The sequence below is a fragment of the Saccharopolyspora halophila genome (assembly GCF_039531955.1).
GTDB lineage: Bacteria > Actinomycetota > Actinomycetes > Mycobacteriales > Pseudonocardiaceae > Saccharopolyspora > Saccharopolyspora halophila.
Genome location: NZ_BAAARA010000011.1, coordinates 1 through 23,708 on the forward strand (window position 1 = coordinate 1; position 23,708 = coordinate 23,708).

Sequence of the window (23,708 nt, forward strand, 5' to 3'; positions counted from 1 at the left end):
CAAACCACCGGTACCACCCGTGACCAGCACCGGACCCTCGACGGGACACACACCGCGTTCGTCCGCACGTTCCACCCGTGCCAGACGCGCGGCCAACAGCTCGCCATCGCGAACCACCAGCTGCGGCTCATCGCAGGACAGCGCGCGCTCAAGCAATGATGCGTCCACCGACTCGGTGTCCACGTCCAACAGCACGAACCGCCCCGGATGCTCCGACTGCGCCGACCGCACCAAACCCCACACCGCCGAAGCCGCCACATCAGCACCCGAAACCGCACCCCGCGTCACGAACACCAGACGCGACCCCGCGAACCGCTCCTCGACCAACCACTCCTGCACCAGACCCAACACGCGCGAAGTGGTGGCGTGAGCGGAGCTGGCCACGTCACCGGCGTCGCCGATTACCGGGACCAGCACCGCATCGGCTGAAACCGTGGTCAGGTCGTGGTGGACGGTGCCCGGAAACCCGAAGCCGTCCGGGCCGAGGACCGCGCACTCCCGCGCGACTTGCTCGGCCGCCGACCGCACGGCGGTCCACCGCAGGCCGAACAACGCGTCGTGTTCCGCGCTCGCGGCCTGCAGGTGATCGGCCGATACCGACCGCACGACCAGCGATTCCACCGACGCCACCGGCACACCGGCGGGATCGGCCAAAGCGATCGACATCGAGCCGTCGGCCCGCTTGGACAGCCGCACCCGCAGTTCCGCGGCCCCGGAGGCGTGCAACGAGACACCCGTCCACGAGAACGGCAGTCCGGCCGCGCCGTCTCCGGCGAGCCCGGCCGCGTGCAGGCAGGCGTCGAGCAGGGCCGGGTGCAGCCCGAAACCGCCGGTCTCCACACCCTCGGGCAGCGAGACCTCGGCGAAGACCTCGTCTCCGTGCTGCCAGGCGGCGCGCAGCCCCTGGAAGATCGGGCCGTACTCGAATCCGGCCTCGGCGAACAGGTCGTAGCAGCCGGACACGTCCACCGGCGCCGCGTCCGCGGGCGGATGGAGACCGTCGTCGAACGGCAGCGCTCGCTCGTCGGACGCGAGAGCTCCGGTGGCGTGTTCCGTCCAGGGGACCTCCGCGGCGTCCGCGGGCCGGGAGAAGACGGTCACCGAGCGGCGGCCCGACTCGTCCGCGGCGCCCACGGAGACCTGCACCTGGGTCGCGCCCCGCTCGGGCAGCACCAGCGGGGCCGCCATCGTCAGTTCCTCGACCCGGTCGCAGCCGACCTCGTCGCCTGCCCGCAGCGCCAGCTCCACCAGAGCGGCGCCCGGAACGAGTACCTGGCCCAGCACGACGTGGTCGGCAAGCCACGGGTGGGAACGCAGCGACAGGCGATTCGCGAAGAGGAACCCGTCCGAGCCCGCGAGTTCCGCGCTCGCTCCCAGCAGCGGGTGTTCCACGTCCACCAGGCCGAACCCGGCGACATCACCGCGCCGGGCCGGCAGCACCGGCCAGTACCGCCGGTGCTGGAACGCGTAGGTGGGCAGGTCGACGCGGCGGGCTCCGCTGCCCGCGAACGCCGGTGCCCAGTCGACATCGACACCGAAGACGTGCAGTCGGGCCAGCGCCGTCAACAACGCCGGTTCCTCGGCGCGGTCCTTGCGGAGCGCAGGAGTCGCCAGCACGTCTTCCGGTACGGAATCCGCTGCCATGGCGGACAGCACGCCGTCGGGGCCGAGTTCCAGGAAGGTGCTCACGCCCGCATCGGCGAGATCCGCGACAGCATCCGCGAAGCGCACGGTTTCCCGCACGTGCCGCACCCAGAACTCCAGCGAGGACACATCACCCGAGGCGATGACGGGAATGCCCGGGGCGTGGAAGGTCAACTCGCTGATCGCATTGCGGAAGTCATCCAGCATCGGATCCATCAACGACGAGTGGAACGCATGGGAAACCTTGAGCCGCGTCGACGTCCAGCGCTCGGCAACGGTGAGCACCGCGGTCTCATCACCGGCCAGCACCACCGACGACGGCCCGTTCACCGCCGCGACCGACACACCCTCCACCAGATGCGGCAGCACCTCAGCCTCACCAGCCTCCACCGCCACCATCACGCCACCCACCGGCAACGCCTGCATCAAACGCGCCCGCGCACTGATCAACGCACAGGCGTCCTCCAGCGAGAACACACCCGCCACATGCGCAGCCGCGACCTCACCGATCGAATGCCCCGCCAAATAATCCGGCCGCAGCCCAAACGACTCCACCAGACGGAACAACGCCACCTCGACCGCGAACAACGCAGGCTGCGCGACCCCGGTCTGATTCAACGCCTCCGGGTCATCACCCCACATCACATCCCGAACACCCGAATCGAGATGCCCCAGCACCGCGTCCAAAGCCTCCGCGAACACCGGGAACCGATCGTAGAGCTCACGGCCCATGCCGAGCCGCTGCGAACCCTGACCGGAGAACAACGCCGCCAACTCGCCCTCGCGGGCCGTGCCGGTGGCGATGTCGGTGATCTCGGCGTCGCTGGCCAGGAGAACCTTGCGGCGTTCGAACTTGGAACGCGCCGTCACCAGGGAGAACCCAACATCGACCGGGGAATCGTCGAGGGCTCGTAGCCGCGCGACCTGCTCCTCCAGCGCCGCCTCGGACTTCGCCGAGACCACCCACGGCACCACCGACGGCACGTCCTGGGACTCGTCCACCGGCTCATCAGCGGCAGCAGGCGGCTGCTCCAGGATCACGTGCGCGTTCGTACCGCTGACACCGAACGACGACACACCAGCACGACGAACACGACCGGTCCCCGGCCACTCCCTCTCCGAAGTCAACAGCTCGACCGCACCGGACTCCCAATCCACGTGCGAAGAAGGCATTTCCGCGTGCAACGTGCGCGGCAACCGGCCCCACTGCATGGCCACGATCATCTTGATCACACCGGCAACGCCCGCGGCAGCCTGCGCGTGCCCCAGGTTCGACTTCACCGAACCCAGCAACAACGGCCGATCCCGATCCTGCCCATAGGTGGCCAGCAACGCCTGCGCCTCGATCGGATCACCCAACGCCGTCCCCGTGCCATGCGCCTCAACCGCATCCACATCCCACGGGGACAAACCAGCACTCGCCAAGGCCTGACGAATCACCCGCTGCTGCGACGGACCATTCGGCGCCGTCAACCCATTCGACGCACCATCCTGATTCACCGCAGACCCGCGCAACGTCGCCAACACCCGATGCCCGTTGCGCTCCGCATCCGACAACCGCTCCAGCACCAGCAGACCCACGCCCTCGGACCAACCAACACCATCAGCCGAATCGCCGAAGGCCTTGCAGCGACCGTCCTGGGACAAACCGCGCTGCCTGGAGAACTCCACGAACGGCCCCGGGGTGGACATCACCGTGACGCCGCCCGCCAGGGCCAGCGAGCACTCACCGCTGCGCAACGCCTGCATCGCCCAGTGCATCGACACCAGCGACGACGAGCACGCCGTGTCCACCGTCACCGCAGGCCCCTCGAAGCCGAAGGTGTAGGCGACGCGACCGGTGGCGATGCTGGGCGAGCTGCCCTGTCCCTGGTGGCCTTCGAAGTCGCCGCCGCCGAGCAGTCCGCTGTAGTCGCTGTACATCAGACCGGCGAACATCCCGGTCTGGCTGCCCCGCAGCGACATCGGGTCGATGCCGGAACGCTCGATCGCTTCCCACGCGACCTCCAGCAACAACCGCTGCTGGGAATCCGTGGCCAGCGCCTCGCGTGGACTCATGCCGAAGAAGTCGGCGTCGAAATCGCCCGCTTCGTGCAGGAATCCACCTGCTCGGGTGTAGGAGGTCCCGGTGTGGTCGGGGTCGGGATCGAAGAGCGTGTCCAGGTCCCAGCCGCGATCGGTGGGGAACTCCGAGATCGCGTCGACGCCGTCCGAGACCAGCTTCCACAGGTCCTCCGGTGAGGACACGCCACCCGGGTACCGGCAGGCCATGCCCACCACCACGACCGGGTCATCGGCGGCGTTCACCAGCACCGGGACGTTCGCGGCCGCCTGCGCGCCCGCGCCGAACAGTTCGTCGTGCAGGTGCTCGGCGAGCACCGCGGAGTTCGGGTAGTCGAAGACCAGCGTGGCGGACAAGCGAAGTCCGGTCGCGGAGCCGAGGCGGTTGCGCAGCTCCACCGCGGTCAGCGAATCGAAACCGGCGTCCTGGAAGGCCCGGGACGGGTCGATCGCCTTGCCGTCGGCGTGCCCCAGCACTGCGGCGACCTCGCCGCGCACCAGGTCGAGCAGCGCGTCCCGACGTTCCGCGGGGTCCAGTCCGCTCATCCGGGCCACCAGCGATTCCGCCGCGCGGGATCCGGCCAGCGATCGGCGCGACCTGGTCCGGATCAGCCCGCGCAGCAGCGANCACCGACGCCCTCGGACCAACCCACACCGTCGGCCGAATCGCCGAACGACTTGCACCGGCCGTCCGGGGACAAACCGCCCTGCTCGGTGAACTCGACGAACGTCGAGGGGGTCGACATGATCGTCGCGCCACCGGCCAGCGCCAGCGAGCACTCCCCCTGCCGCAACGACTGCGCGGCCAGGTGCATCGACACCAGCGACGACGAACAGGCCGTGTCCACCGTCACCGCAGGCCCCTCGAACCCGAAGGCGTAGGAGACCCGGCCGGAAGCGACGCTGCCCGCGGTACCGGTGGTCCAGTACCCGTCCGTGCCCTCGGGCGCATCGACGAGCCCGGCGCCGTAATCGTGGTACATGATCCCGGCGAACACCCCGGCGTCTTGACCGCGCAGCGACACCGGATCGATTCCCGACCTCTCCAACGCTTCCCAGGAGACCTCCAGCAGCAACCGCTGCTGCGGATCCATCGCCAGCGCCTCGCGCGGCGAGATCCCGAAGAATCCCGCGTCGAAATCGGCGGCGTCGTGCAGGAATCCACCCAGGCGGGTGGCGCTGCTCCCGGGGCCGGAATCGAACAGCTTCTCCAGGTCCCAGCCGCGATCCGCCGGGAACGGGGAGACCACCTCGGCACCGTCGACGACCAGTTGCCACAGCTGCTCAGGTGAGCGCACGTCACCGGGATAGCGGCATGCCATCCCGACGATCGCGATCTCCTCGCCCGCCGTCGGGCGCGACGGTGCCGCGAGCGCGGCCTGCGGTCGCTCGCCCAGCAGCTCGGCCCGCAGGTGGCGGGCCAGCGCCTCCGGCGTCGGGTGGTCGAAGGCGATGGGCGCGGGCAGGTCCAACCCGGTGTCCGCGGTCAGGCGGTTGCGCAGCACGATCGCGCTGACCGAGGTGAGGCCGAGTTCGCGGAACGCGCTCCGCGTCGCCGTCGCACCGATGGACGCGATCCCGAGGACTTCCGCGACCGCATCGCACACCAGGCGCAGCAGGTGGGCGTCCTGCTGTTCCGGCGACATGCCGGCCAGCCGTTGCCGCAGCGCCGACCGATCGTTCTCGTCCGCTCCGGTCATGCCCGGTGCGGTCGCGGTGAAGCCGCGCAGCAGGGCGGGCACCGCGCCGGACGAGTCATCGGCGGCTGCGGCCGCGTCGAGAACGACCGCTCGAGCGAGTTCCGAGGGAGCCGCCACGTCGAACATCGCGACGAGCTCCTGGACGGACGGCGCGCCCGCATCGCCTTCGGGATCGGCGGCCAGGAACAGCGCCGGCAGTCCGGCAGCGCGCCGGTGCTGCGCCAGTCCGGTCAGGAAGGCGTGCGCCGCAGCGCGTTCCCCGCGTCCGGCCGGAGCGAGAGCGTCGGAGGCGGTGCCCACCAGCACGAAGGCTGCGAGATCGAGCCGCCGGGTGAGCTCGTGCAGGTTCACCGCACCGTCCACGGCGGAGCGGAACTCGGACGCGGCCGGGTCGCCCGCGTGACCGTCGGTGCAATGCAGCACCGCGGTGATCGGACGCGGCAGCTCGGCCAGCGCGGCGGTCAGCGCGGGCTGATCGGATACGGCGCAGCCGACGATCGACAGTTCGACGCCCGACCCGGACAGCTCGTCCGCGAACTCGGTGGTCGCGTCGTCGGCCACCCCGGCGGGGGTGACGAGCACGAGGTCGCGGGCGCCGTAGGCGGCCACGAGATGCCTGGCCAGCGCGGCCCCGGACGGGCCAGGGACACCGGTGATCAGCACCGCGCCGTTCGGGTCCAGTCCCAGCGACGAATCCCCCGGAACAGCGGACGGCACCCGCACCAGTTCCGGTGCGAGCGCGGTCCCGGCCCGGAGCGCGAGCTGCGGCTCGGCCGAAGCGACCGCAGCGGGCAGCGCATCGATCGATGCCGAGTGGCCGTCGAGGTCGATCAGCGCGAAGCGGTTCGGGTGCTCGGCCTGCAGCGACCGCACCAGACCGGAGACGGGTGCGTGCGCCAGGTCTTGCGCGGACTCACCGGGTGCTGCGGCGACCGCTCCCCTGGTGACCAGCACCAGGCGGGTGTCCGGCAGCCGGTCGACCCACCACCGCAGCAGCTCCGCGACCCGTTGCGTCACCTCGGCGGCAGCCCGGCCGAGCTGCCCGGCCTCCTGATCGTCCGGGCAGCGCAGCACGGCGACCTCGGGCGCGCGGCCCCCGGCGGTGATCGCGGCGTGCAGCGTCGCGGCGTCCGGGTGGACCTCGACGGGCGCGCCCGCAGCGCGGAGTTCGGTGGCCAGGCCGGGGGAATCGGCGCCGAGCAACGCCCAGGAGGCCACCTGCGCAGCCGTGTCCTGCCGGTCCGGCAGCGGGCTCCAGTCCATCCGCAGCAGTGATTCGTGCCTGCTGTCACCGGCCGCCCGCATCCGGGCGGGCAGGTCGAACAGCACGTGCCGGGTGATCTTGCCCGAGGCGGTGCGCGGAACGTGGTCGATCTCGTAGACGCGCTCGGGGACCTTGAAGCCCGACAGCCGTTCCCGGCACGCGGCGAAGAGCCGCGCGGCGTCGAAGCCGGGCTCGCGTGACACGACGAACGCGACCGGTACCTCGCCGAGCACGTCGTGCGGTCTCCCCGCGACGGCCACGTCCGCGACGCCCGGGACGACGCGCAGCACGTCCTCGACCTCACCGGGGTGGATGTTCTCCCCGCCCCGGTTGATCAGTTCCTTCACCCGGCCGGTGATGGTCAAGTAGCCGGACTCGTCCTGCCGGGCCAGGTCACCGGTGCGGTACCAGCCGCCCGGCAGCGCCTGCGCGGTCGCCTCGGGCTGATTGTGGTAGCCGACCATCAGGTTCGGCCCCTTGACCCACACCTCGCCCTCCTCGCCCAGGGCGACGTCGGCGGTGGTCTCCGGATCGACCAGGCGCACCGCGAGACCGGGCACCGGCAGCCCGCAGGAACCGTCGACGCGAGTTCCGGTCTGCCAGTTCACCGCCATCAGCCCGCAGGTCTCGGTGCTGCCGTAGCCGTCGATGAGCGGAACGCCGAAGGCCTCCTCGAAGGACGTCCGCAGCGAGGCGGGGCACACCGAGCCCGCGGTCAGGCAGCGTTCCAGGCCGGTGATCTCGACGTCGTTGCGCTGGGCGGCGTCGAGCAGGTGGTGGTACATCGCGGGCACGCCGGTGAGGAAGGTGAAGCTCTCCTGCTCGAACGCCCGCAGCACCTCCTCGCCCGAGAAGCCGTCCAGGATGCGCGTGGTGGCTCCCACCGCCGTCGCACCGATCACGCACAGCACGTGCGCCAGGCTGTGGTGCAGCGGCAGCGGCCAGAGCACGCGGTCGCGCTCGGAGAGCCCGACGATCGGCGCGTAGCAGGCAGCCACCGACCACAGGCAGCTGCGCTGGGTGGACAGCACGCCCTTCGGCTTGCCGGTGGTGCCGGAGGTGTAGAGCATCCAGGCGACGTCGTCCAGCGACTGGTCGTCCCGGGCCGGGCGCGGTGGCTCGGACTCGACCAGGTCCGCGTAGCGCACGACCGCCGCCGGGGCGTTCCGGGGCAGCGGGTCGCTACCGGTGACGACGATGCGCAGGTGCGGGCGCTCCGGCAGCAGCCCCAGGACCTGATCGAGCCTGCCGGGATCGGTGATCACGACGCGAGCGCCGCTGTCATCGATCGCGTGGGACAGCTCCGCGTCGGCGGAGTGCGGGTTGAACGGGACGGCCACGCCGCTGGCCCGGATCACCGCGAGGTAGCTCACCAGCGTCTCGACGGAGTTGCCGAGGTAGATCATGGCGCGGTCACCGGGCTGCAGCCGGTCCGCCAGGTGCCCCGCGAGGCGCCCGGTGCACCGTTCGTACTCCGCGTAGGTCAGGTCCCGCCGGGGGTCGCTGAACGCGATCTTGTCCGGCATCCGGTCGGCGTGCTCTCGCAACAGCTCGGACAACGGCCGGATGAGTTCGGTACGTAACACGCCGACGACGCTCCCTCGTCCAGTGCGCTGATCGGGTCCGCCGCCGCTCGGGCCGTCGCACCGGCCACGCGAACCGGGACGGTCGGCGCCGGACGACGCTGCTTGTAACCAGCTGCGACGCTAGCCCGATCAGTAGTGAGAAATTCCCTAGCAAGCGCAGGCAGCGCCGCGCGGGCTCGCGAAACTCTGGGAAAACCACGAGATCTCCGCCCCTAGGGTTGACCCCGCAACGCCGTCCGCCCCTCGGACGGCGCGGTGCACGAAGCGTGGACTTCCCGGCGGAACGCGCCGCGGAGCACGACTGGCCCACGCGGGCCGTCCGCGCGACCGACTTCGACCACACCGAGCGGAAGTGAGATGTCGAACCCAACTGTGTGCTCCAGGTCCGAACGCGACACCGACGCGGACGTGGTGATCGTCGGCTGCGGCCCGGTGGGTCTGGTCCTCGCCCTGCTGCTCGCCCACCGCGGGTGGGAGGTGGCCGTGCTGGAGCGCTACGCCGAGCAGTACCCCTTCCCGCGCGTCGTCACCATCGACGGCGAGACGGCCCGGAACTTCGCCGCCGCCGGGATCGGCGATCAGCTGCACGACCTCGGCGAACCGATGGGCGTGTACGAGTTCCGGAACGCTGACGGGCGAACGCTGCTCAGCTTCGACGCGCCCTACCGGCCCGGTCACCAGGGGTGGCCGAAGGCGGCCGTGATGCACCAGCCGTCGTACGAGGCCGCGTTGCGAGCGCACGCGGAAACGCTGCCCAACCTCCGGATGCTCTACGGGCACACCGTCGATCACCTGGAGGACCGCGGCGAGCACGTCGAGGTCCGGGCGACGGGACCGGCGCTCGAGGACGGCCGGATCACCGGCTGCTGGCTGGTGGGCTGCGACGGCGCGAACAGCTTCGTCCGCGAGCGCATGGGCTCCGGGTTCACCGATTTCGGCTTCTCGCAGGACTGGCTGCTCTGCGATGTGGTCTTCAACGAACCGCGCGAGTTCCACCCGACGGACGTGCAGATCTGCGATCCCGCGCGACCGACGACCATCGTGGCCAGCGGCCGCGGGCACCGCCGCTGGGAGTTCATGCTGCTACCAGCCGAGAGCGCGGAGGAGCTCAGCGCGGTCGAGGCCATGTGGCGGCTGCTCGAGCCGCACGGGGTCACGCCGGAGAACGCCACGCTGACCCGCAACATCGTCTACACCTTCGACGCGGGCATGACCGAGGGGTGGCGCCGGGGACGGCTGCTGCTCGCGGGCGACTCGGCGCACCTGATGCCCCCGTTCGCGGGCCAGGGCATGTGCTCCGGCGTCCGGGACGCGGCCGGCCTGGCCTGGCGGCTGGACCTGGTGCTGCGGGAGGTCGCCGCCGAGCGGCTGCTGGACACCTACCCGGCCGAGCGCGCCAAGCAGGTGCGGCGCACCACCGACGCCTCGATCGAGATGGGCAAGCTCGTCTCCGAACTCGACCCGGTGGCGGCGGCCCGGCGCGACGAGTACCTGATCGCCGCGCGGTCCGAACAGGACCAGCCGGAGGCCGCGCCGCCGTCGTTCCCGTTGGAGGACGGGTTCCTCCGCCGCAACATCGGCCGCGCGATCGTCAAACCGGCCGGTGAGCTCATGCCGCAGGGCCAGGTGGCGCGGGGCGAGCAGCGCGGGTTGTTCGACGACGTGATCGGCAACGGCTTCGCCCTGATCACCTCGCTGGATCCGCAGGAGGCGCTGGACGACGAGGGGCGAGCGTTCTTGGAAGATCTCGGCGCGCACCTGGTCCGGGTCCTGCCCTTCGGCTCCGGGCCGAAGCACGCGCGAGCGCACGAGGTGGTCGACGTCGGCGACGTCTACCTCCCGTACCTGACCGCGTTCAACCAGGTGGCGGTGCTGGTGCGGCCGGACTTCTACGTCTTCGGCGGCGCGCGCGACCGCGCCGACGTACCCCGGCTCGTGCGCGAGCTGCGCTCGCAGATCACCGGAGCGCCGATCCAGCGCCGCCCGGCCGCGGGCGCGGCGTCCCGGAGCCGGAACCAGCAGCGGTGACGGGATTCTCGGCCAGCGGCCTCGCAGCACGCGGTGTGGGACTCAGGTCGGGCCGCGGCGGGTTCTCGGACGTCGCAGGGCGAGGACAGCCGCAGCGCCGAGCAGGCCGCTGCCCGAGTCGCGGATCCCGGATCCTGGCGGCGTTCCGAGGTTCCGCTACCGGCACCGCCACGCAGACCCAAACTGACATATCCCCTGAGCGCAGGCGGCTTCGACAGCGGCCGCGAGGAAAACGACAACGGCGGACGCCGGCACGGAGAAAGTGGGCACAGCAATGACGACGAGCACGCAGGATTCGGCCCCCGAAGACCGGGAAGCCACCGCGGAGGACTTCAACTCGGGCTTCCGCAAGCTCAACGACGAGTCGGAGACCAGGCGGGGCGGTCCCGAACCGGAGCAGATCAAGGGCGCGATCTCGGAGATCTACAACGGGGTCGCGTCGTGGTCGGCGAAGGGCGACTTCTGGAACTGGGGCTTGCACGACGAGGAGGTGCTCGCCGAGATCGACTCGCTGCTGCCCGGCTGCTGCCAGCACGACACCGACGGCCTGTCCGAGCAGTTGTACTACCAGGCGCTGCGCGCGGTCCCGATCCCGGTGGACGGCTACGCGGGCAAGTCGGTGCTCGAGGTCGGCTGCGGCCTGGGCGAGGGCCTGAACTTCGCTTCCCGGCTGGTCAACGCCTCGGAGATCGTCGGGATGGACCTGTCGCAGGCGGCCATCGATCGGGCCAACGCCCGGCTGTCGCGGGGCGAGCAGCTGCGCTTCGCGCAGGGCGACGCGGAGTCCCTGCCCTTCCCGGACAGCACGTTCGACGTCGTGCTCAACGTCGAGAGCTCGCACAACTACCCGGATCTCGGCGGGTTCCTCCGGGAGGCCGCTCGGGTGCTCAAGCCCGGCGGCTACCTCTCGCACGTGGACCTGTTCACCGAGCAGTCGAACGCGCACCTGGTGCAGCTCAAGCAGGAGGACTCCGAGCTGGACTGGATCGAGGAGATCGACATCACCGAGCGGGTGCGGGCGGCCATCCGCAAGCGCCTGGAGCCGGGCAGCTTCTACCGGCAGAACTTCTCGGCGAAGAAGCTCCCGCTGAAAACCCGCATCATGATGGGAAGTGGTGGCAGCCACCTCGCGGGAGCCGACTTCGTGGGCCACCGCGATCTCCTCGACCGGGTGCTGGAGGCGACCCGCATCCGTCCCAAGCGGATCCAGACGGAGTACCACAGCTACCGGCACAACGTCGCCCGGAAGAAGGCGTAGGCGACGACGGGTTCGCTCCGCGGTCCGCGTAGCGGTGCGGGGAGCGCAAGCTCGGACGCCGGGGCGCGCACCTGCGGCAGCGGCTCCGCCACAGCTGAAACATCCCCTCGACGGGGCTTGCAGAATGCGCGCGGAGGACTCAGCTCGCGCCGCGGCGGGTGCTCAGACGTCGCCGGGCGAGGACGACCGCAGCGTCGCGCAAGTCGCTGCTCGAGCAGCGGATCCCGCAGCTCGGCGGCGTCCGAGCTTGCGCTCCCGGCGCCGCCACGCGAGTCCCGAACTGGAATATCCCCTAAGGTGCCCGCGCCTATCGTGACGATCGGTTAGCCCGCAAGGATCGCCCGCAAACGGCAGGAGAGGTCTTGACCGACACCACGACCAAGGTCAGCCAGCTTCCGCTGCTCGAACTGACCACGGGCTTCATGCGCTTCAAGACATTCGCCGCCGCGGTGGAGCTGAACGTGTTCACCCGGCTCGCCGACGGGCGCGAGGTCACCGCGGAGGAGTTCGCGGCCGAGATCGGCGTGCAGCAGCGTCCCGCCGACGTGCTGCTGCCCGCGCTGGTGGCGCTGGAGCTGCTGGAGAAGAACGGCGACCGCTACCGGAACTCGCCGATGGCCGAGGAATTCCTGGTGGTGGGCAAGCCGTACTTCTTCGGCGGGTTCGTGCAGTTCTACGACCGCGCGCTCTACCCCGGCTGGGAACAGCTGGTGAACACGCTGCGCACCAACCGATCGATGTTCGTCGACCCGGACGAGCAGGAAACCGTGTTCGCCCCCAACGACTTCATGATGAACTTCTTCTGGGAGGCGATGCACGCGCTGGCCGGCTACACCGGCAAGGCGCTCGCCGAGGTCTACGACTTCGGCGAGCACCAGCGGCTGCTCGACGTCGGTGGCGGCTCGGGCGGCATTCCGATCGAGCTGTGCCGGCGGTCGCCCGGGCTGACCGCGAGCGTCTACGAGCTGCCGCACGTGTGCGGGGTGATCGAGAAGAAGATCGCGGAAGCCGGCCTCGAAGAGGCCATCGACGCCCTGCCGGGCGATTTCAACGTCGACGAGACGCTGCCCGACGGCTACGACGCGATCCTGCTCAGCCAGGTGATGCACTGCGCCGACGAGGAGTCGAACCGCGCGCTGCTGGCGAAGTGCTTCGACGCGCTGGAACCCGGTGGGGCCGTGCTCATCTGCGAGCTGCTGCTCGACTCCGACCGCACCGGCCCGGCCACCGCCGCGCTGATGGGGATGAACATGCTCGTCAGTCACGCTGGCGGCCAGAACTACTCCGAGGCCGAGTACCGGAATTGGCTGGCCGACGCGGGCTTCATCAACCTCGACGTGGTCCGCTTCGACGCGGCTGGCGCCGACGGCGCGGTCGTGGGCCGCAAGCCCGCCTGAGGGGTCCGCGCAGAATGCGGCGGAGCCGCATGCCGGTTTTGGAGAGGAACGCATGACCGATCCGAACACCGCGAGCACTACCGGCACCGAGGTCGATGTGCCGGTGCTCGTCGTCGGGGGCGGTGTCGCCGGGCTGACCGCGTCGATCCTGCTTTCGCTGCAAGGCGTGGACTCGTTGCTGGTCAGCGCCGCGCCGACGACCTCGGACCTGCCCAAGGCGCACGTGCTGCACCAGCGGACCATGGAGATCCTGCGCGACGCCGGGATCGCCGACGCGGTCTACGAGCGCGGCACTCCACCGGAGAACATGTCGCACGCGGGCTGGTACGTCGAGGGCGACGGGGGCCGGGAGCGCGGGCGCTGCGTGGCCAAGATGGAGCTCTGGGGCGCGGGCGGAAACAACCCGGCATGGCTGGCAGCCAGCGCCTGCCGACCGGCGAACCTGCCGCAGATGCGGCTCGAACCGCTGCTCAAGGAGCGGGCCGAGGAGCTCGCACCGGGCCGGGTGCTGTTCGGCCACGAGGTGATCGGATTCCAGCCGGAGGACGGCGGGGTGATCACCTCGGTCCGCGACGGCTCGACCGGTTCCGCCCTCCGGGTGCGCAGCGACTACCTGCTGGGCTGCGATGGCGGGCGGTTGATCGGCCCGTCCCTGGGAATCGGGATCGAGGGCGTGGACGACATCGCGCGCATGGTCTCGGTGCACCTGTCCGCCGACCTCTCGGAGCGGTTGACCGATCCGGAGGTCCTGCTGCGCTGGCTCTGGCTGCCGGAAACCGGCGTGGGCGCCACTCTCCTGCCGATGGGTCCGGATCACTGGGGCCCGAGCTCCGAGGAGTGGGTCGTGCACACCACCCCGGTGACCGATACCGCCGAGGTGCCCGGCGACGACGCGATACTGGCCGATGTGCGCGGCATACTCGGCATCGGCGAGCAGGACCTGCGGGTGCACCGCATCTCCCGCTGGACGATGGGCGGATCGGTCGCCGACCAGTTCCGCCACGGCCGGGTGTTCCTGCTCGGCGATGCCGCGCACCGGTTTCCGCCGACCGGTGGGTACGGCCTGAACTCCGCGGTGCAGGACGCGCAGAACCTCGCCTGGAAGCTCGCGGCCGTGCTGCGCGGCGACGCGGACGAGACGTTGCTGGACAGCTACGAGCCCGAGCGCAGGAGGGTGACGGCGCGCACCGTCCAGCAGGCGATGGACAACATCGTCAACCACCTGCACGCCATCGATGCCCTCGGCATGGGCCCGGACAGCGCTCCGGAGGACAACTGGGAGGCGTTGCGGAGGCTGTGGAGCGGGCGTCCGGAGGACGCGGAGTTCCGGGATTCCGTGCTCGGCATCGTCGCGAGCCAGTCGATGGAGTTCAACGCGCTCAACCTCGAGTACGGCTACGCCTACGAGTCCGAGGCGGTCGTCCCCGACGGCTCGCCGGAACCGCCGAACCCCGACCCGATCCGCAACTACCAGCCCGGCACCCACCCCGGTCACCCGTTGCCGCACGCCCTGCTCGAGGACCGGGACGGCCACCGGGTTCCGATCATGGACCTGGCGCGGCCGGGCCGCTTCCTGCTCATCGCGGGTGAGGACGACGGGTGGACCGCGGCCGCGACCGAGGTCGGCGAGCGGCTGAACCTGCCGCTGGACGTGCTGCGCATAGGGCACGTCACCGGCGACTACCAGGACCCGCGGTCCACCTGGATCGCGCAGCGCGGTGTCACCGCGAGCGGGGCGGTCCTGGTCCGCCCCGACCGGTTCATCGCCTGGCGCAGCCACGACGCGGTGCAGGACCCGAGCGCGGAACTCACCGAAGTGTTCACCCGAATCCTCGGCGGCACCGGTTGATCCGGCGGCGCGGCAGGTACGACCGGAGCACTGCCGAGGACCCCCAAGGAGCCGTTGATGTCAGAACAGTCGACCATCTCGAACGCCGAAGCGGTCGGCAAGCTCTACGACCGCTTCGCGGCGGAGTCCCGCGACCTGTGGCCCGACGAGGCCGACGTCGCCAACTTCGGTTTCGGCGAGCACCTGCACTTCGGCTACTGGGAGACCCCGGACGAGGACGCGCCGCTCGACGTCGCGGCCCTGCGGCTCACCGACATGGTGATCGACCGGATGCGCGTGGACGAGACGCAGCACGTGCTGGACATCGGCTGCGGAATCGGCGGTCCCGCGCTGCGCGCGGCGCGGCGCACGGGCGCGCGGGTCACCGGGATCACGGTCAGCGAGGCGCAGGCCGAGCAGGCGACGGCGCTGTCCGAGTCCAGCGAGCTCGGCGGCAGGCTCGACTTCCGCCTCGCCGACGCGCTGGACCTGCCGTTCCCGGACGCCTCCTTCGACGCCGTCTTCGCGCTCGAATCCATGATGCACATGCCGGATCGGGTCGCGGTGCTCGGCGAGATCGGCCGCGTGCTGCGTCCCGGCGGGCGCCTGGTGCTGACGGACTTCTTCGAACGGGCTCCCGTCCCGGAGGTCCACCGGCCCTTCGTGGACCTGCTGCGCGAGACCTCGTTGATCAGCACGGCGCGGGTGAAGGACTACCCCTCGATGCTCCGCGCGGCCGGGATGCTGTTCGAGGAGATCACCGACATCAGCGAGCACACGACCCGGCGCACCTTCATCGAGATGTCCAAGCCGTGGACGGAGTGGGCGGCGGCCAATCCCGGCGCGAGTCTGGAAGACGCGCTCGAGGCGTCGATCCCGGCCCCGGGAATGATCGACGTGGACGAGTTCGGGTACCTCCTGCTCGTCGCGCAGCGGTCCTGAACGAGCCGTGGCGCGCCCCGAACGACGGGGCGCGCCACCGCTTTTCGCGCTGCTTGATCACCACGTCACCGGAAGCTCCCGCACGCCGTAGGTGATCGCCGCTTCGCGGTACTCGAGCTCGTGCGGCGGCTTGACCAGCCGGAGGCCGGGGATCCTGCGGAACAGGGTCCCGATCGCGACCTGCATCTCGACCCTGGTGAGGAACTTTCCGACGCAGCTGTGCAGGCCGTGCCCGAACGACAGCGAGTACCCGGTCTCGCGGGTGATGTCCAGCCGGGCGGCATCGGGATGGGCGTCGTCGTCGCGGTCCGCCGACGGCAGCAGCAGGATCACCCCGTCACCTGCCGGGATGCGCCGGCCCGCGATCTCCACGTCCTCCTCGGCGACCCGGCCGACGCCCCACTGCATGATGTTCTGGTGCCGCAGCAGCTCCTCGACGGCCGAGTTGATCAGGCTCGGATCGTCCTGGAGCCGGGCCAGCTCGTCCGGGTTCTCCAGCAGCGTCAGCACGCTCAGCGAGATGGCGCTGGTGGAGGTGTCGTAGCCCGCCGACAGCAGCATCATCGCGATGGCGGTGATCTCCTCGCGGGTGATCTCGCCGTTGGCCAGGTGCTCGGCCGCGAGCCGGCCGAGCAGGTCGTCGGTGGGCTTCTTCGCCTTGGCGGTCACGAGCCTGCGCAGGTACTGGAACAGCGAGCTCGCCGCTCCCTTGTTCACCGAGGGGTTCGCGGTCGGCTCGTTGAGCTTGTTGACCCACCGCCCGAACGCCACGCGGTCGCGGTACGGGACGCCGAGCAGTCTGCAGATGACCGACAGCGGCACCTCCTTGGCGTACTCGGTGACCAGGTCCACCGGCCGGTCGAGCGCGAGCATGGCATCGATGCGCTCGTCCACCAGCTCCTGGACGTAGGGCCGCATCTCCTCGGCGCGCTTCCTGGTGAACTGCCCGACCACCATCCGCCGGTAGCGGGTGTGCTCCGGCGGATCGGACTGGACGAACGCCCCCGGCGGCCCGGGCTCCGGGAAGAACAACCTCGGATATCCCCGCGTCACGCGCGAGCTCAGCCGCTGATCGCTGAGCGCGGCGCGCACGTCCTCGTACCTGCTCACCACCCAGGCGAGGTCGCCGTTCGGCGTCCGGACCCGGCACACCGGCTCCTCGATGCGGAGCCGCCGGTATTCGGGCGGGGGTTCGAGCGGATTCGCACCGTCCCTCGACATCGGGAACGGACATCCCGGGGTGGCCGGGAGCGCTTCGTCCATCATGGGCAGATCTGCACCTTGCTCGTCGGCGTGCGATGGCCCGCCTCTCGGTCTGTCGGGCCAAGCGAAGATTCGGGATCACCAGGAACTGTTCAGGTATGCGGCGGAGCCGCTGCTTCGAGCGCGGGACTCAACTCGCACCGCCGCGGGTTCTGACGCGTCGTGCGGCGAGAACAGCCGCGACGCCGCGTAGGACGGCTGCTCAAGGAGCGGATCCCGCAACCGCACGGCGCGTCAGGTTCCGCCACCCGCACCGCCACGCACACCCACACTCGAGCAGCCACGTCGGAAATCCGAAACCGCGGCGCTCACCAGAGGACCGGGAACCGCTCGAGGCCACCGGCGAGCTTCCCGCCCGCGTGCGTCTCGAGCTCGGCCTCCGGCACCGCGAGGCGCAGCTCGGGCATCCGGGAGAACAGGGCGGTGAAGCCCACCGCCATGATGATGCGCACCAGCGGAGCGCCGGTGCAGTGCCGCATCCCGTGCCCGAACGTGAAGTGCGGGTTCGGCGTGCGGGTGACGTCGAACTTCTCCGGGTCGTCGTAGACCCGCGAATCGAAGTTCGCCAGCGAGAAGTCCAGCATCACGAGGTCACCGGCGGCGATGGTCTCGCCGCCGATCTCGATGTCCTCGGCGGCGTAGCGCGGCAGCACCGGGCTGCCGATGGTCGCCCGCATCACCTCGTCCACGGCGCGCGCCATGATCTCCGGGTCGTTCATCGCCAGCTGGCGCTGCTCCGGGTTCCGCAGGAACAGCAGCACCCCGAAGTCGAGGTGGCTGACCAAGCCGGCCAGCCCGGTGAACAGCAGCGTGACCACGTGCACACCGATCTGTTCGTCGGTCAGGCCGCTCTCCGCGAACCGCGTGATCACATCGTCGCCCGGGTCCTCGCGCCTGCGCCCGGCGACCTCGGCGGCGAACCCGAACACCGCGTCCATGCCGCCTTCGGCGTGCTGCTGATCGACCGCACCGACCCGGTCCATCTGCTCCAGCAGCTTCTGGCGGGAGTCCTCCGGGATGCCGATCATGTCGCAGAGCGCGTTCTGCGCGAACACCGTCGAGAAGGTCTCGTGCAGGTCCGCGGGCTGCTCCGACAGCAGGATCTCGTCGATCTTGGCGTGCGCGATGGCCTCCACCCGGGAGCGGCGATCCAGCACGCGGCGGGCCGCGAAGCTCTTGGTGAACAGCGCGCGCTTCTCCTCGTGCGCCCGGCGCTCGGTCTCGACGTCGACGTCGGTCACGAGCATGTCGAGCATCGGGTTGCGCAGGAACCGGGGCGCGTTGGCCGGGTCCGGGTGGTAGCGGGCCAGCCGGTCGTCCTGCAGCAGCTCCTTCACCTCCGCGTGCTGCGTGACCAGCCAGCCCTCATCGCCCGCGGGAGTGCGGATGCGGCACACGGGTGCCTGCGCCTGCAGTTGGAGGCGGACCTCGCTGAACGTCAGGATGGACGGACGTTCAGCGGTCACCAGGGGGAGTTCTTCTCGCGAAGCAGTCATGACGCCTTCCACGTTTCGCACGCTGTCTGGGGTTTCTCGGTTTCCGACGGGCGCGATGCCCGGATCACGTTTCCGCGGGGACGGTGGTGCCGAGCCAGTCCTCGATCACCTCCGCGGTCAGCGCGGAGTCCTCCTTGACCATCGACATGTGGTCGGTCTGCACGACGCGCATCTCGTCGTGCGGCACCGCGACGTCCTGGCTGGTGATGTCGAGCTCCGTACCGCCGACCTCCTTGGCGCAGCGCACCAGCAGCTTCGGCGCGGTCGTCTGCACGCCGATGTCGACGATGCGGACGAACCAGTGCGCCATCGCCGACAGCCGGGCGCTGTTGAGGCTGACCGCGGGCGATTCCATGGTGCTGAAGTAGTTCGCCGTGACCGCGTCGAAGTCCATGCCCTCGTGGCTGTCGTAGCGCAGGCTCAACGTGTCGAGCATGATCACGGCCTCCGGGCGGACTCCCCAGGTCTCCTCCAGCACGCCTGCCGCGAAGTAGGCCAGCGTCCCGCCCGAGGAGTGGCCGACGAGCACGAACGGGTCACCGTCGCTGGCGTGCAGCACGCTCTCCGCGACCCAGCGCGCCGCGGCCTCGCTGTTCGCGGGCAGGGCCTCGCCCGGTTCGAAGCCCACCAGCGGCAACGCCGAGACGTGGCGCTTGTCGCGCAGCTGAGCCGCCAGGCGCGCGTACATGTGGATGCCCGCGGTGGCCCCCGGAGCGCTGATGCAGATCAGCTTGGGCAGGCCCGGACCGTTCGCGAGCGGGACCGGAGCGGGCAGCTCCTCGAGTTCCGCGGGCGTTTCGAACATCGGGCGCAGCAGCGCGACGTGCTTGAGCATCTGCAGGCCCTGCATCACCTTGCCGGAGCCGACCGCCGCCATGAACAGCCCGTGCAGGGTATCTCCCGGGTCCACGGCCTGCCCGGCGCCCTGCACCGCCACGGCGCTCGGCCCGTCCAGCGCGCCGAGTTCGCCGAGCATTGTCTTGGCCAGCTGCGCGGGCGTCTTGCTGTCGAAGACCACGGAGCTGGACGGCTTCACGCTCAGCTGCTCGGACAGCTGGTTGCGCAGTTCCACCGCGATGAGCGAGTCGAAGCCCAGTTCCAGGAAGTCCCGGTCGGCATCGACCGCGCTCGGATCGGAATTCCCGAGCAACGCCGCCGACATGCCGACCACGAGGTCGCGGATCATGCCTTCGCGCTCCCCCGGTTCGGCCTCGCGCAGCCGATCCAGCACGGTGACCGCGGCCTTGCCGGTCGCGCCCGCGCCCGGTTCCTCGGCGTTGAGACCGCGCAGCAGCGGGGCGACCGCTCCGCGCGAGCCCGTTTCGACCTGGGCGGCGACCACCAGGGCCTCGTCACCGGCGACGGCGGCGTCGAACAGCGCGAGCCCCTGCTCGGGTGCCAGCGGCGGCATTCCGGACCGCGTGATGCGGTCCATCGCCGCATCGCTGAGCCCGCCGGTCATGCCGCCTGCCTGGGTCCACGGGCCCCACGCCAGCGAGACTCCCGCGAGCCCGGCGCCGCGCCGATGGGCGGCGAGCGCGTCCAGGTAGGCGTTCGCGGCGGCGTAGTTGCCCTGCCCGGCACCGCCGAGCACGTTCGCCACCGACGAGTACAGCGCGAAGACGGCGAGGCCGAGGTCGCGGGTGGCGCGGTGCAGGTTCCACGCCCCGTCCACCTTCGGCCGCAGCACGGAGGCGAGCCGCTCCGGCGTCAAGGTGTCCACCAGGCCGTCGTCGAGCACTCCAGCGGTGTGCACCACCGCGCCGAGCGGGTGCTCCTCGGGAATCCCGGCCACCAGGGCCGACACCGAGGCGGGGTCGCAGATGTCGGTGGCGGTGATCGTCGTGGTCGCGCCGTGCGCGGCGAGCTCGGCTTCCAGCTCGGCCGTGCCCGGCGCCTCCGGTCCGCGCCTGCTGACCAGCAGCAGATGCCGCACGCCGCACCGCGTCACCAGGTGCCGCGCGAGCTCGGCTCCGAGCCCGCCGGTCCCGCCGGTGATCAGCACCGTGCGTTCGGGGTCCCAGGAGCGCGCGGCCGGTGTCGTCCGCGGCAGCTCGGACAGCCGCGCTGCGCGCACCGAACCGTCGCGCACCAGCACCTGCGGCTCGTCGGAGGAGACCAGCTTCGGCAACGTCGCGGCCGACATCGGCTCGCCGTCCATGTCGACGAGCAGGAAGCGCCCCGGGCTCTCCGACTGCGCCGAGCGCACCAGTCCCCAAGCCGACGCGGCGGCCAAGTCCTCTCCGGTGGCCGCGCCGCGGCTGACGAACACCACCCGCGAGTTGTCGAACTTCGGGTTCGACAGGCACTCCTGGACGAGCCCGAGCACCCGGGTCGTCAACGCGTGCGCGGAGGCGGCGTCCTCGCCGCCCGTCAGCGTCACGAGGAAGACGTCCGGCGCCGTACCGCCGTCGCCGACGGCGTCGGTCAGCTCCTCGCCGTACCCGGTCACGGTCTGCCCCGCGCTGTAGAGCAGGTGCGCGAGGTCGAGCTCATCGTCGCCCACGACGGCCCAGCGCGCACCGCCGGTGGCCGCGGCGATCTCCGCGGGAGTCCAGTCGATGCGGTACAGGGACGGCTGCTGCCCCTGGAACATCCCGCCGAACGGTCCCCTCGGGTCCGCGGTGGACTCCGGCCAGTACCGCTCGCGGTCGAACGGGTAGGTCGGCAGCTCCACCCGCCGCGCCCCGGTGCCTTCGAAGCACGCCTGCCAGTCCACCGGTACACCGGTGACGTGCAGCCGCGCCAGCGCGGTCAGCAGCGCGACCTCCTCCGACCTGCCCTTGCGCAGCGCCGGGACGCAACCGTCGACCATCGCCGAGAGCGCGCCGTCGGGTCCGATCTCCAGGAACGCGGTGGTCCCGCAGTCCCGCAGCGACGTCACGTTGTCGTGGAAGCGCACCGCTTCCCGCACGTGCCGCACCCAGTAGTCCACCGAGGTGACGTCGCCGCCGGCGACGATCGGGATGCGCGGCCGGGAGAACGAGATCCCGCCGATGGCCGCGCGGAACTCGTCCAGCATCGGGTCCATCAACGGCGAGTGGAAGGCGTGCGAGACGCGCAGCCGCTTGTGCTTCCACCGCTGCGCGACTGCGGACACCTCGTCCTCGGCGCCGGCGAGGACCAGCGACTCGGCCCCGTTGATCGCGGCGATGGACACCCCGTCCGGCAGGTGCGGCCGGACCTCCTCCTCGGCGGCCTCGACCGCGATCATGGCGCCGCCTGCGGGCAGCGCCTGCATCAGCCGCGCTCGGGTGGATACCAGCAGGCAGGCGTCCTCCAGCGAGAGGACACCGGCCACGTGAGCCGCGGCGATCTCGCCGATCGAGTGCCCGGCGAGGTGGTCCGGGACGACGCCGAAGGACTCCACCAGCCGGTAGAGCGCGACCTCGATCGCGAACAGCGCGGGCTGGGCGTGCCCGGTCCGCTGCAGCGGTTCCTCCTCGGCGCCCCACATGACCTCGCGCACCGCGGGGTCGAGGTTGGCCAGCACAACGTCCAGCGCCTCGGCGAAGACCGGGAACCGCTCGTGCAGCTCGCGCCCCATGCCGATCAGCTGCGAACCCTGACCGGCGAAGAGCACGGCCAGCGAAGCACCACCGCTCGCGACACCGCGCGCGGCCTCGGCGACACCGTCGGCACCGGACAGCAGCACCGCCCGGTGGTCGAAGGTCGGCCTGGTGCTCAGCGCCGAATACCCAATGTCGACCGGGTTTCCGTCGACGAGCTCGATCCGCTCGATCTGGGCGTCCAGCGCGGTGCCGGACTTGGCCGAGACCACCAGCGGCACCACGCCGCGCGACGCGGTGGGGCCGTCGGCCGCGGGTTCCGCCGTCTCGGGCTCGGGCGCTTCCTGCAGGATCACGTGCGCGTTCGTGCCGCTGACGCCGAACGAGGAAACCCCGGCGCGGCGCGGTTTCTCCCCGCCCGGCCAGTCGGTCGGTTCGGTGAGCAGGCGAGAGCTTCCCGCCGACCAGTCGACGTGCGCGGAGGGCTCGGTGACGTGCAGGGTCTTCGGCAGCACGCCGTTGCGCAGCGCCAGCACCATCTTGATCACACCGGCCACGCCCGCCGCGGCCTGCGTGTGGCCGATGTTGGACTTGATCGACCCCAGCAGCAGCGGTTCCGCGCGGTCCTGGCCGTAAGTCGCCAGCAGCGCCTGCGCCTCGATCGGATCGCCCAGCGTGGTCCCAGTGCCGTGCGCCTCCACCGCGTCCACATCGGACCCGCTCAACCCGGCGCTGGCCAGCGCCGCGCGGATCACCTCGCGCTGGGCGGGACCGTTCGGGGCGGTGAGGCCGTTGGACGCGCCGTCCTGGTTCACCGCGCTGCCCTCGACCACCGCGAGCACCGGGTGACCGTTGCGCTGCGCGTCCGAGAGCTTCTCGACGAGCAGCACACCGATGCCCTCGGACCAGCCGGTGCCGTCGGCGTCATCGGAGAACGCCTTGCAGCGGCCGTCCGGCGCGAGCCCGCCCTGCCGGGTGAAACCGGCGAAGTTCGAGGCCGTGGTCATCACCGTGACGCCACCGGCCAGCGCGAGCGAGCACTCGCCGCCGCGCAGCGCCTGGGCCGCCTGGTGCAGCGACACCAGGGCCGAGGAGCAGGCGGTGTCCACCGTCACCGCCGGCCCTTCGAGACCGAGCGTGTAGGACACCCGCCCGGAGATCACGCTGGCAGCGGTGCCCATTCCGGCGTGCCCGCCGACGTCCTCCTGCGAACCGATGAGCACGTGCCCGTAGTCCTGGCCGTTCGTGCCGACGAACACGCCGGTGCGGCTGCCGCGCAACGAGGCCGGGTCGATGCCCGCGCGTTCGATGGCCTCCCAGGTGGTCTCCAGCAGCAACCGCTGCTGCGGGTCCATCGCCATGGCCTCGCGCGGCGAGATGCCGAAGAAGCCCGGATCGAACTCCGCCGCGTCGTAGAGGAAACCGCCCTGCAGCGTGGAGCTGTGCCCCTCGGCACCGCCCGCGAGGGTGCCGAGGTCCCAGCCGCGATCGGTCGGGAAGCCGGAGATCGCGTCCCCGCCGGAGGACAGCAGTTCCCACAGGTCCTCCGGTGTGCGCACGCCACCGGGGAAGCGGCAGGCGAGGCCGACGATCGCGACGGGTTCGTGCTTGCCCGACTCGACCTCCTCCAGTCGCTGCCGGGCCCGGTGCAGGTCCGCGGTGACCCACTTCAGGTACTCAACGAGCTTCTCTTCGTCGGGCATGGCAGGTGTGCCTTCCTTCTCAAGACCAG

At 70.9% G+C, this 23,708-nt stretch carries 8 protein-coding genes and 3 pseudogenes; 5 read left to right on the plus strand and 6 right to left on the minus strand.

The genetic code is table 11. The features are described from left to right. The 3 genes and pseudogenes from ABD289_RS17785 to ABD289_RS17790 form a co-directional block, all read right to left on the minus strand. Positions 1-4,260 (minus strand): type I polyketide synthase (locus ABD289_RS17785; protein WP_425564718.1); only part of this gene is annotated, 4,260 nt, incomplete at its 3' end. 74 nt (positions 4,261-4,334) lie between these two features. Next, positions 4,335-5,303: pseudogene (locus tag ABD289_RS25370) on the minus strand (acyl carrier protein); the annotation flags it as partial. A 291-nt stretch (positions 5,304-5,594) separates the two neighbouring features. Continuing rightward, a pseudogene (locus tag ABD289_RS17790) lies at positions 5,595-8,255 on the minus strand (AMP-binding protein); the annotation flags it as partial. Positions 8,256-8,612: 357 nt separating this feature from the next. On the opposite strand from ABD289_RS17790, the gene mhpA reads away from it, so the two are divergent. The 5 genes from mhpA to ABD289_RS17815 all read left to right on the plus strand — a co-directional run bounded on the left by mhpA (position 8,613) and on the right by ABD289_RS17815 (position 15,708). Further along, positions 8,613-10,283, plus strand: a complete 1,671-nt coding sequence (gene mhpA / locus ABD289_RS17795) for a bifunctional 3-(3-hydroxy-phenyl)propionate/3-hydroxycinnamic acid hydroxylase MhpA (protein WP_344133702.1) — start codon at positions 8,613-8,615, stop codon at positions 10,281-10,283. 274 nt (positions 10,284-10,557) lie between these two features. Next, positions 10,558-11,541: a class I SAM-dependent methyltransferase gene (locus ABD289_RS17800; protein WP_344133705.1), complete on the plus strand. Its 984-nt coding sequence runs from the start codon at positions 10,558-10,560 to the stop codon at positions 11,539-11,541. 362 nt (positions 11,542-11,903) lie between these two features. After that, on the plus strand, positions 11,904-12,938 hold the full coding sequence (locus ABD289_RS17805) for a methyltransferase (protein ID WP_344133708.1): 1,035 nt from the start codon (positions 11,904-11,906) through the stop codon (positions 12,936-12,938). A 52-nt stretch (positions 12,939-12,990) separates the two neighbouring features. Then, positions 12,991-14,787 carry an FAD-dependent monooxygenase gene (locus tag ABD289_RS17810; protein ID WP_344133712.1) on the plus strand — a complete coding sequence of 599 codons (1,797 nt, stop codon included), beginning with the start codon at positions 12,991-12,993 and terminating at the stop codon, positions 14,785-14,787. A gap of 57 nt (positions 14,788-14,844) precedes the next feature. Beyond that, positions 14,845-15,708, plus strand: coding sequence for an SAM-dependent methyltransferase (locus ABD289_RS17815; protein ID WP_344133715.1), 864 nt, complete (start codon positions 14,845-14,847; stop codon positions 15,706-15,708). A gap of 57 nt (positions 15,709-15,765) precedes the next feature. Here the strand turns inward: ABD289_RS17815 and ABD289_RS17820 are convergent, their stop codons facing one another. From ABD289_RS17820 to ABD289_RS17830, 3 genes and pseudogenes are all read right to left on the minus strand, one after another. Continuing rightward, entirely contained in the window at positions 15,766-16,974 is a 1,209-nt protein-coding gene (locus ABD289_RS17820) for a cytochrome P450 (RefSeq protein ID WP_344133718.1), read from the minus strand. 305 nt (positions 16,975-17,279) lie between these two features. Continuing rightward, positions 17,280-18,467: a cytochrome P450 gene (locus ABD289_RS17825; RefSeq protein WP_344133721.1), complete on the minus strand. Its 1,188-nt coding sequence runs from the start codon at positions 18,465-18,467 to the stop codon at positions 17,280-17,282. A gap of 64 nt (positions 18,468-18,531) precedes the next feature. After that, positions 18,532-23,679: pseudogene (locus ABD289_RS17830) on the minus strand (SDR family NAD(P)-dependent oxidoreductase); the annotation flags it as partial. Positions 23,680-23,708 lie beyond the last annotated feature (29 nt).

Bases quoted from the DNA above. Each gene is read 5' to 3' on its own strand.
- mhpA (WP_344133702.1), top strand. From the start codon at position 8,613: ATGTCGAACCCAACTGTGTGCTCCAGGTCCGAACGCGACACCGACGCG.
- ABD289_RS17800 (WP_344133705.1), top strand. From the start codon at position 10,558: ATGACGACGAGCACGCAGGATTCGGCCCCCGAAGACCGGGAAGCCACC.
- ABD289_RS17810 (WP_344133712.1), top strand. From the start codon at position 12,991: ATGACCGATCCGAACACCGCGAGCACTACCGGCACCGAGGTCGATGTG.
- ABD289_RS17815 (WP_344133715.1), top strand. From the start codon at position 14,845: ATGTCAGAACAGTCGACCATCTCGAACGCCGAAGCGGTCGGCAAGCTC.
- ABD289_RS17820 (WP_344133718.1), bottom strand. From the start codon at position 16,974: ATGATGGACGAAGCGCTCCCGGCCACCCCGGGATGTCCGTTCCCGATG.
- ABD289_RS17825 (WP_344133721.1), bottom strand. From the start codon at position 18,467: ATGACTGCTTCGCGAGAAGAACTCCCCCTGGTGACCGCTGAACGTCCG.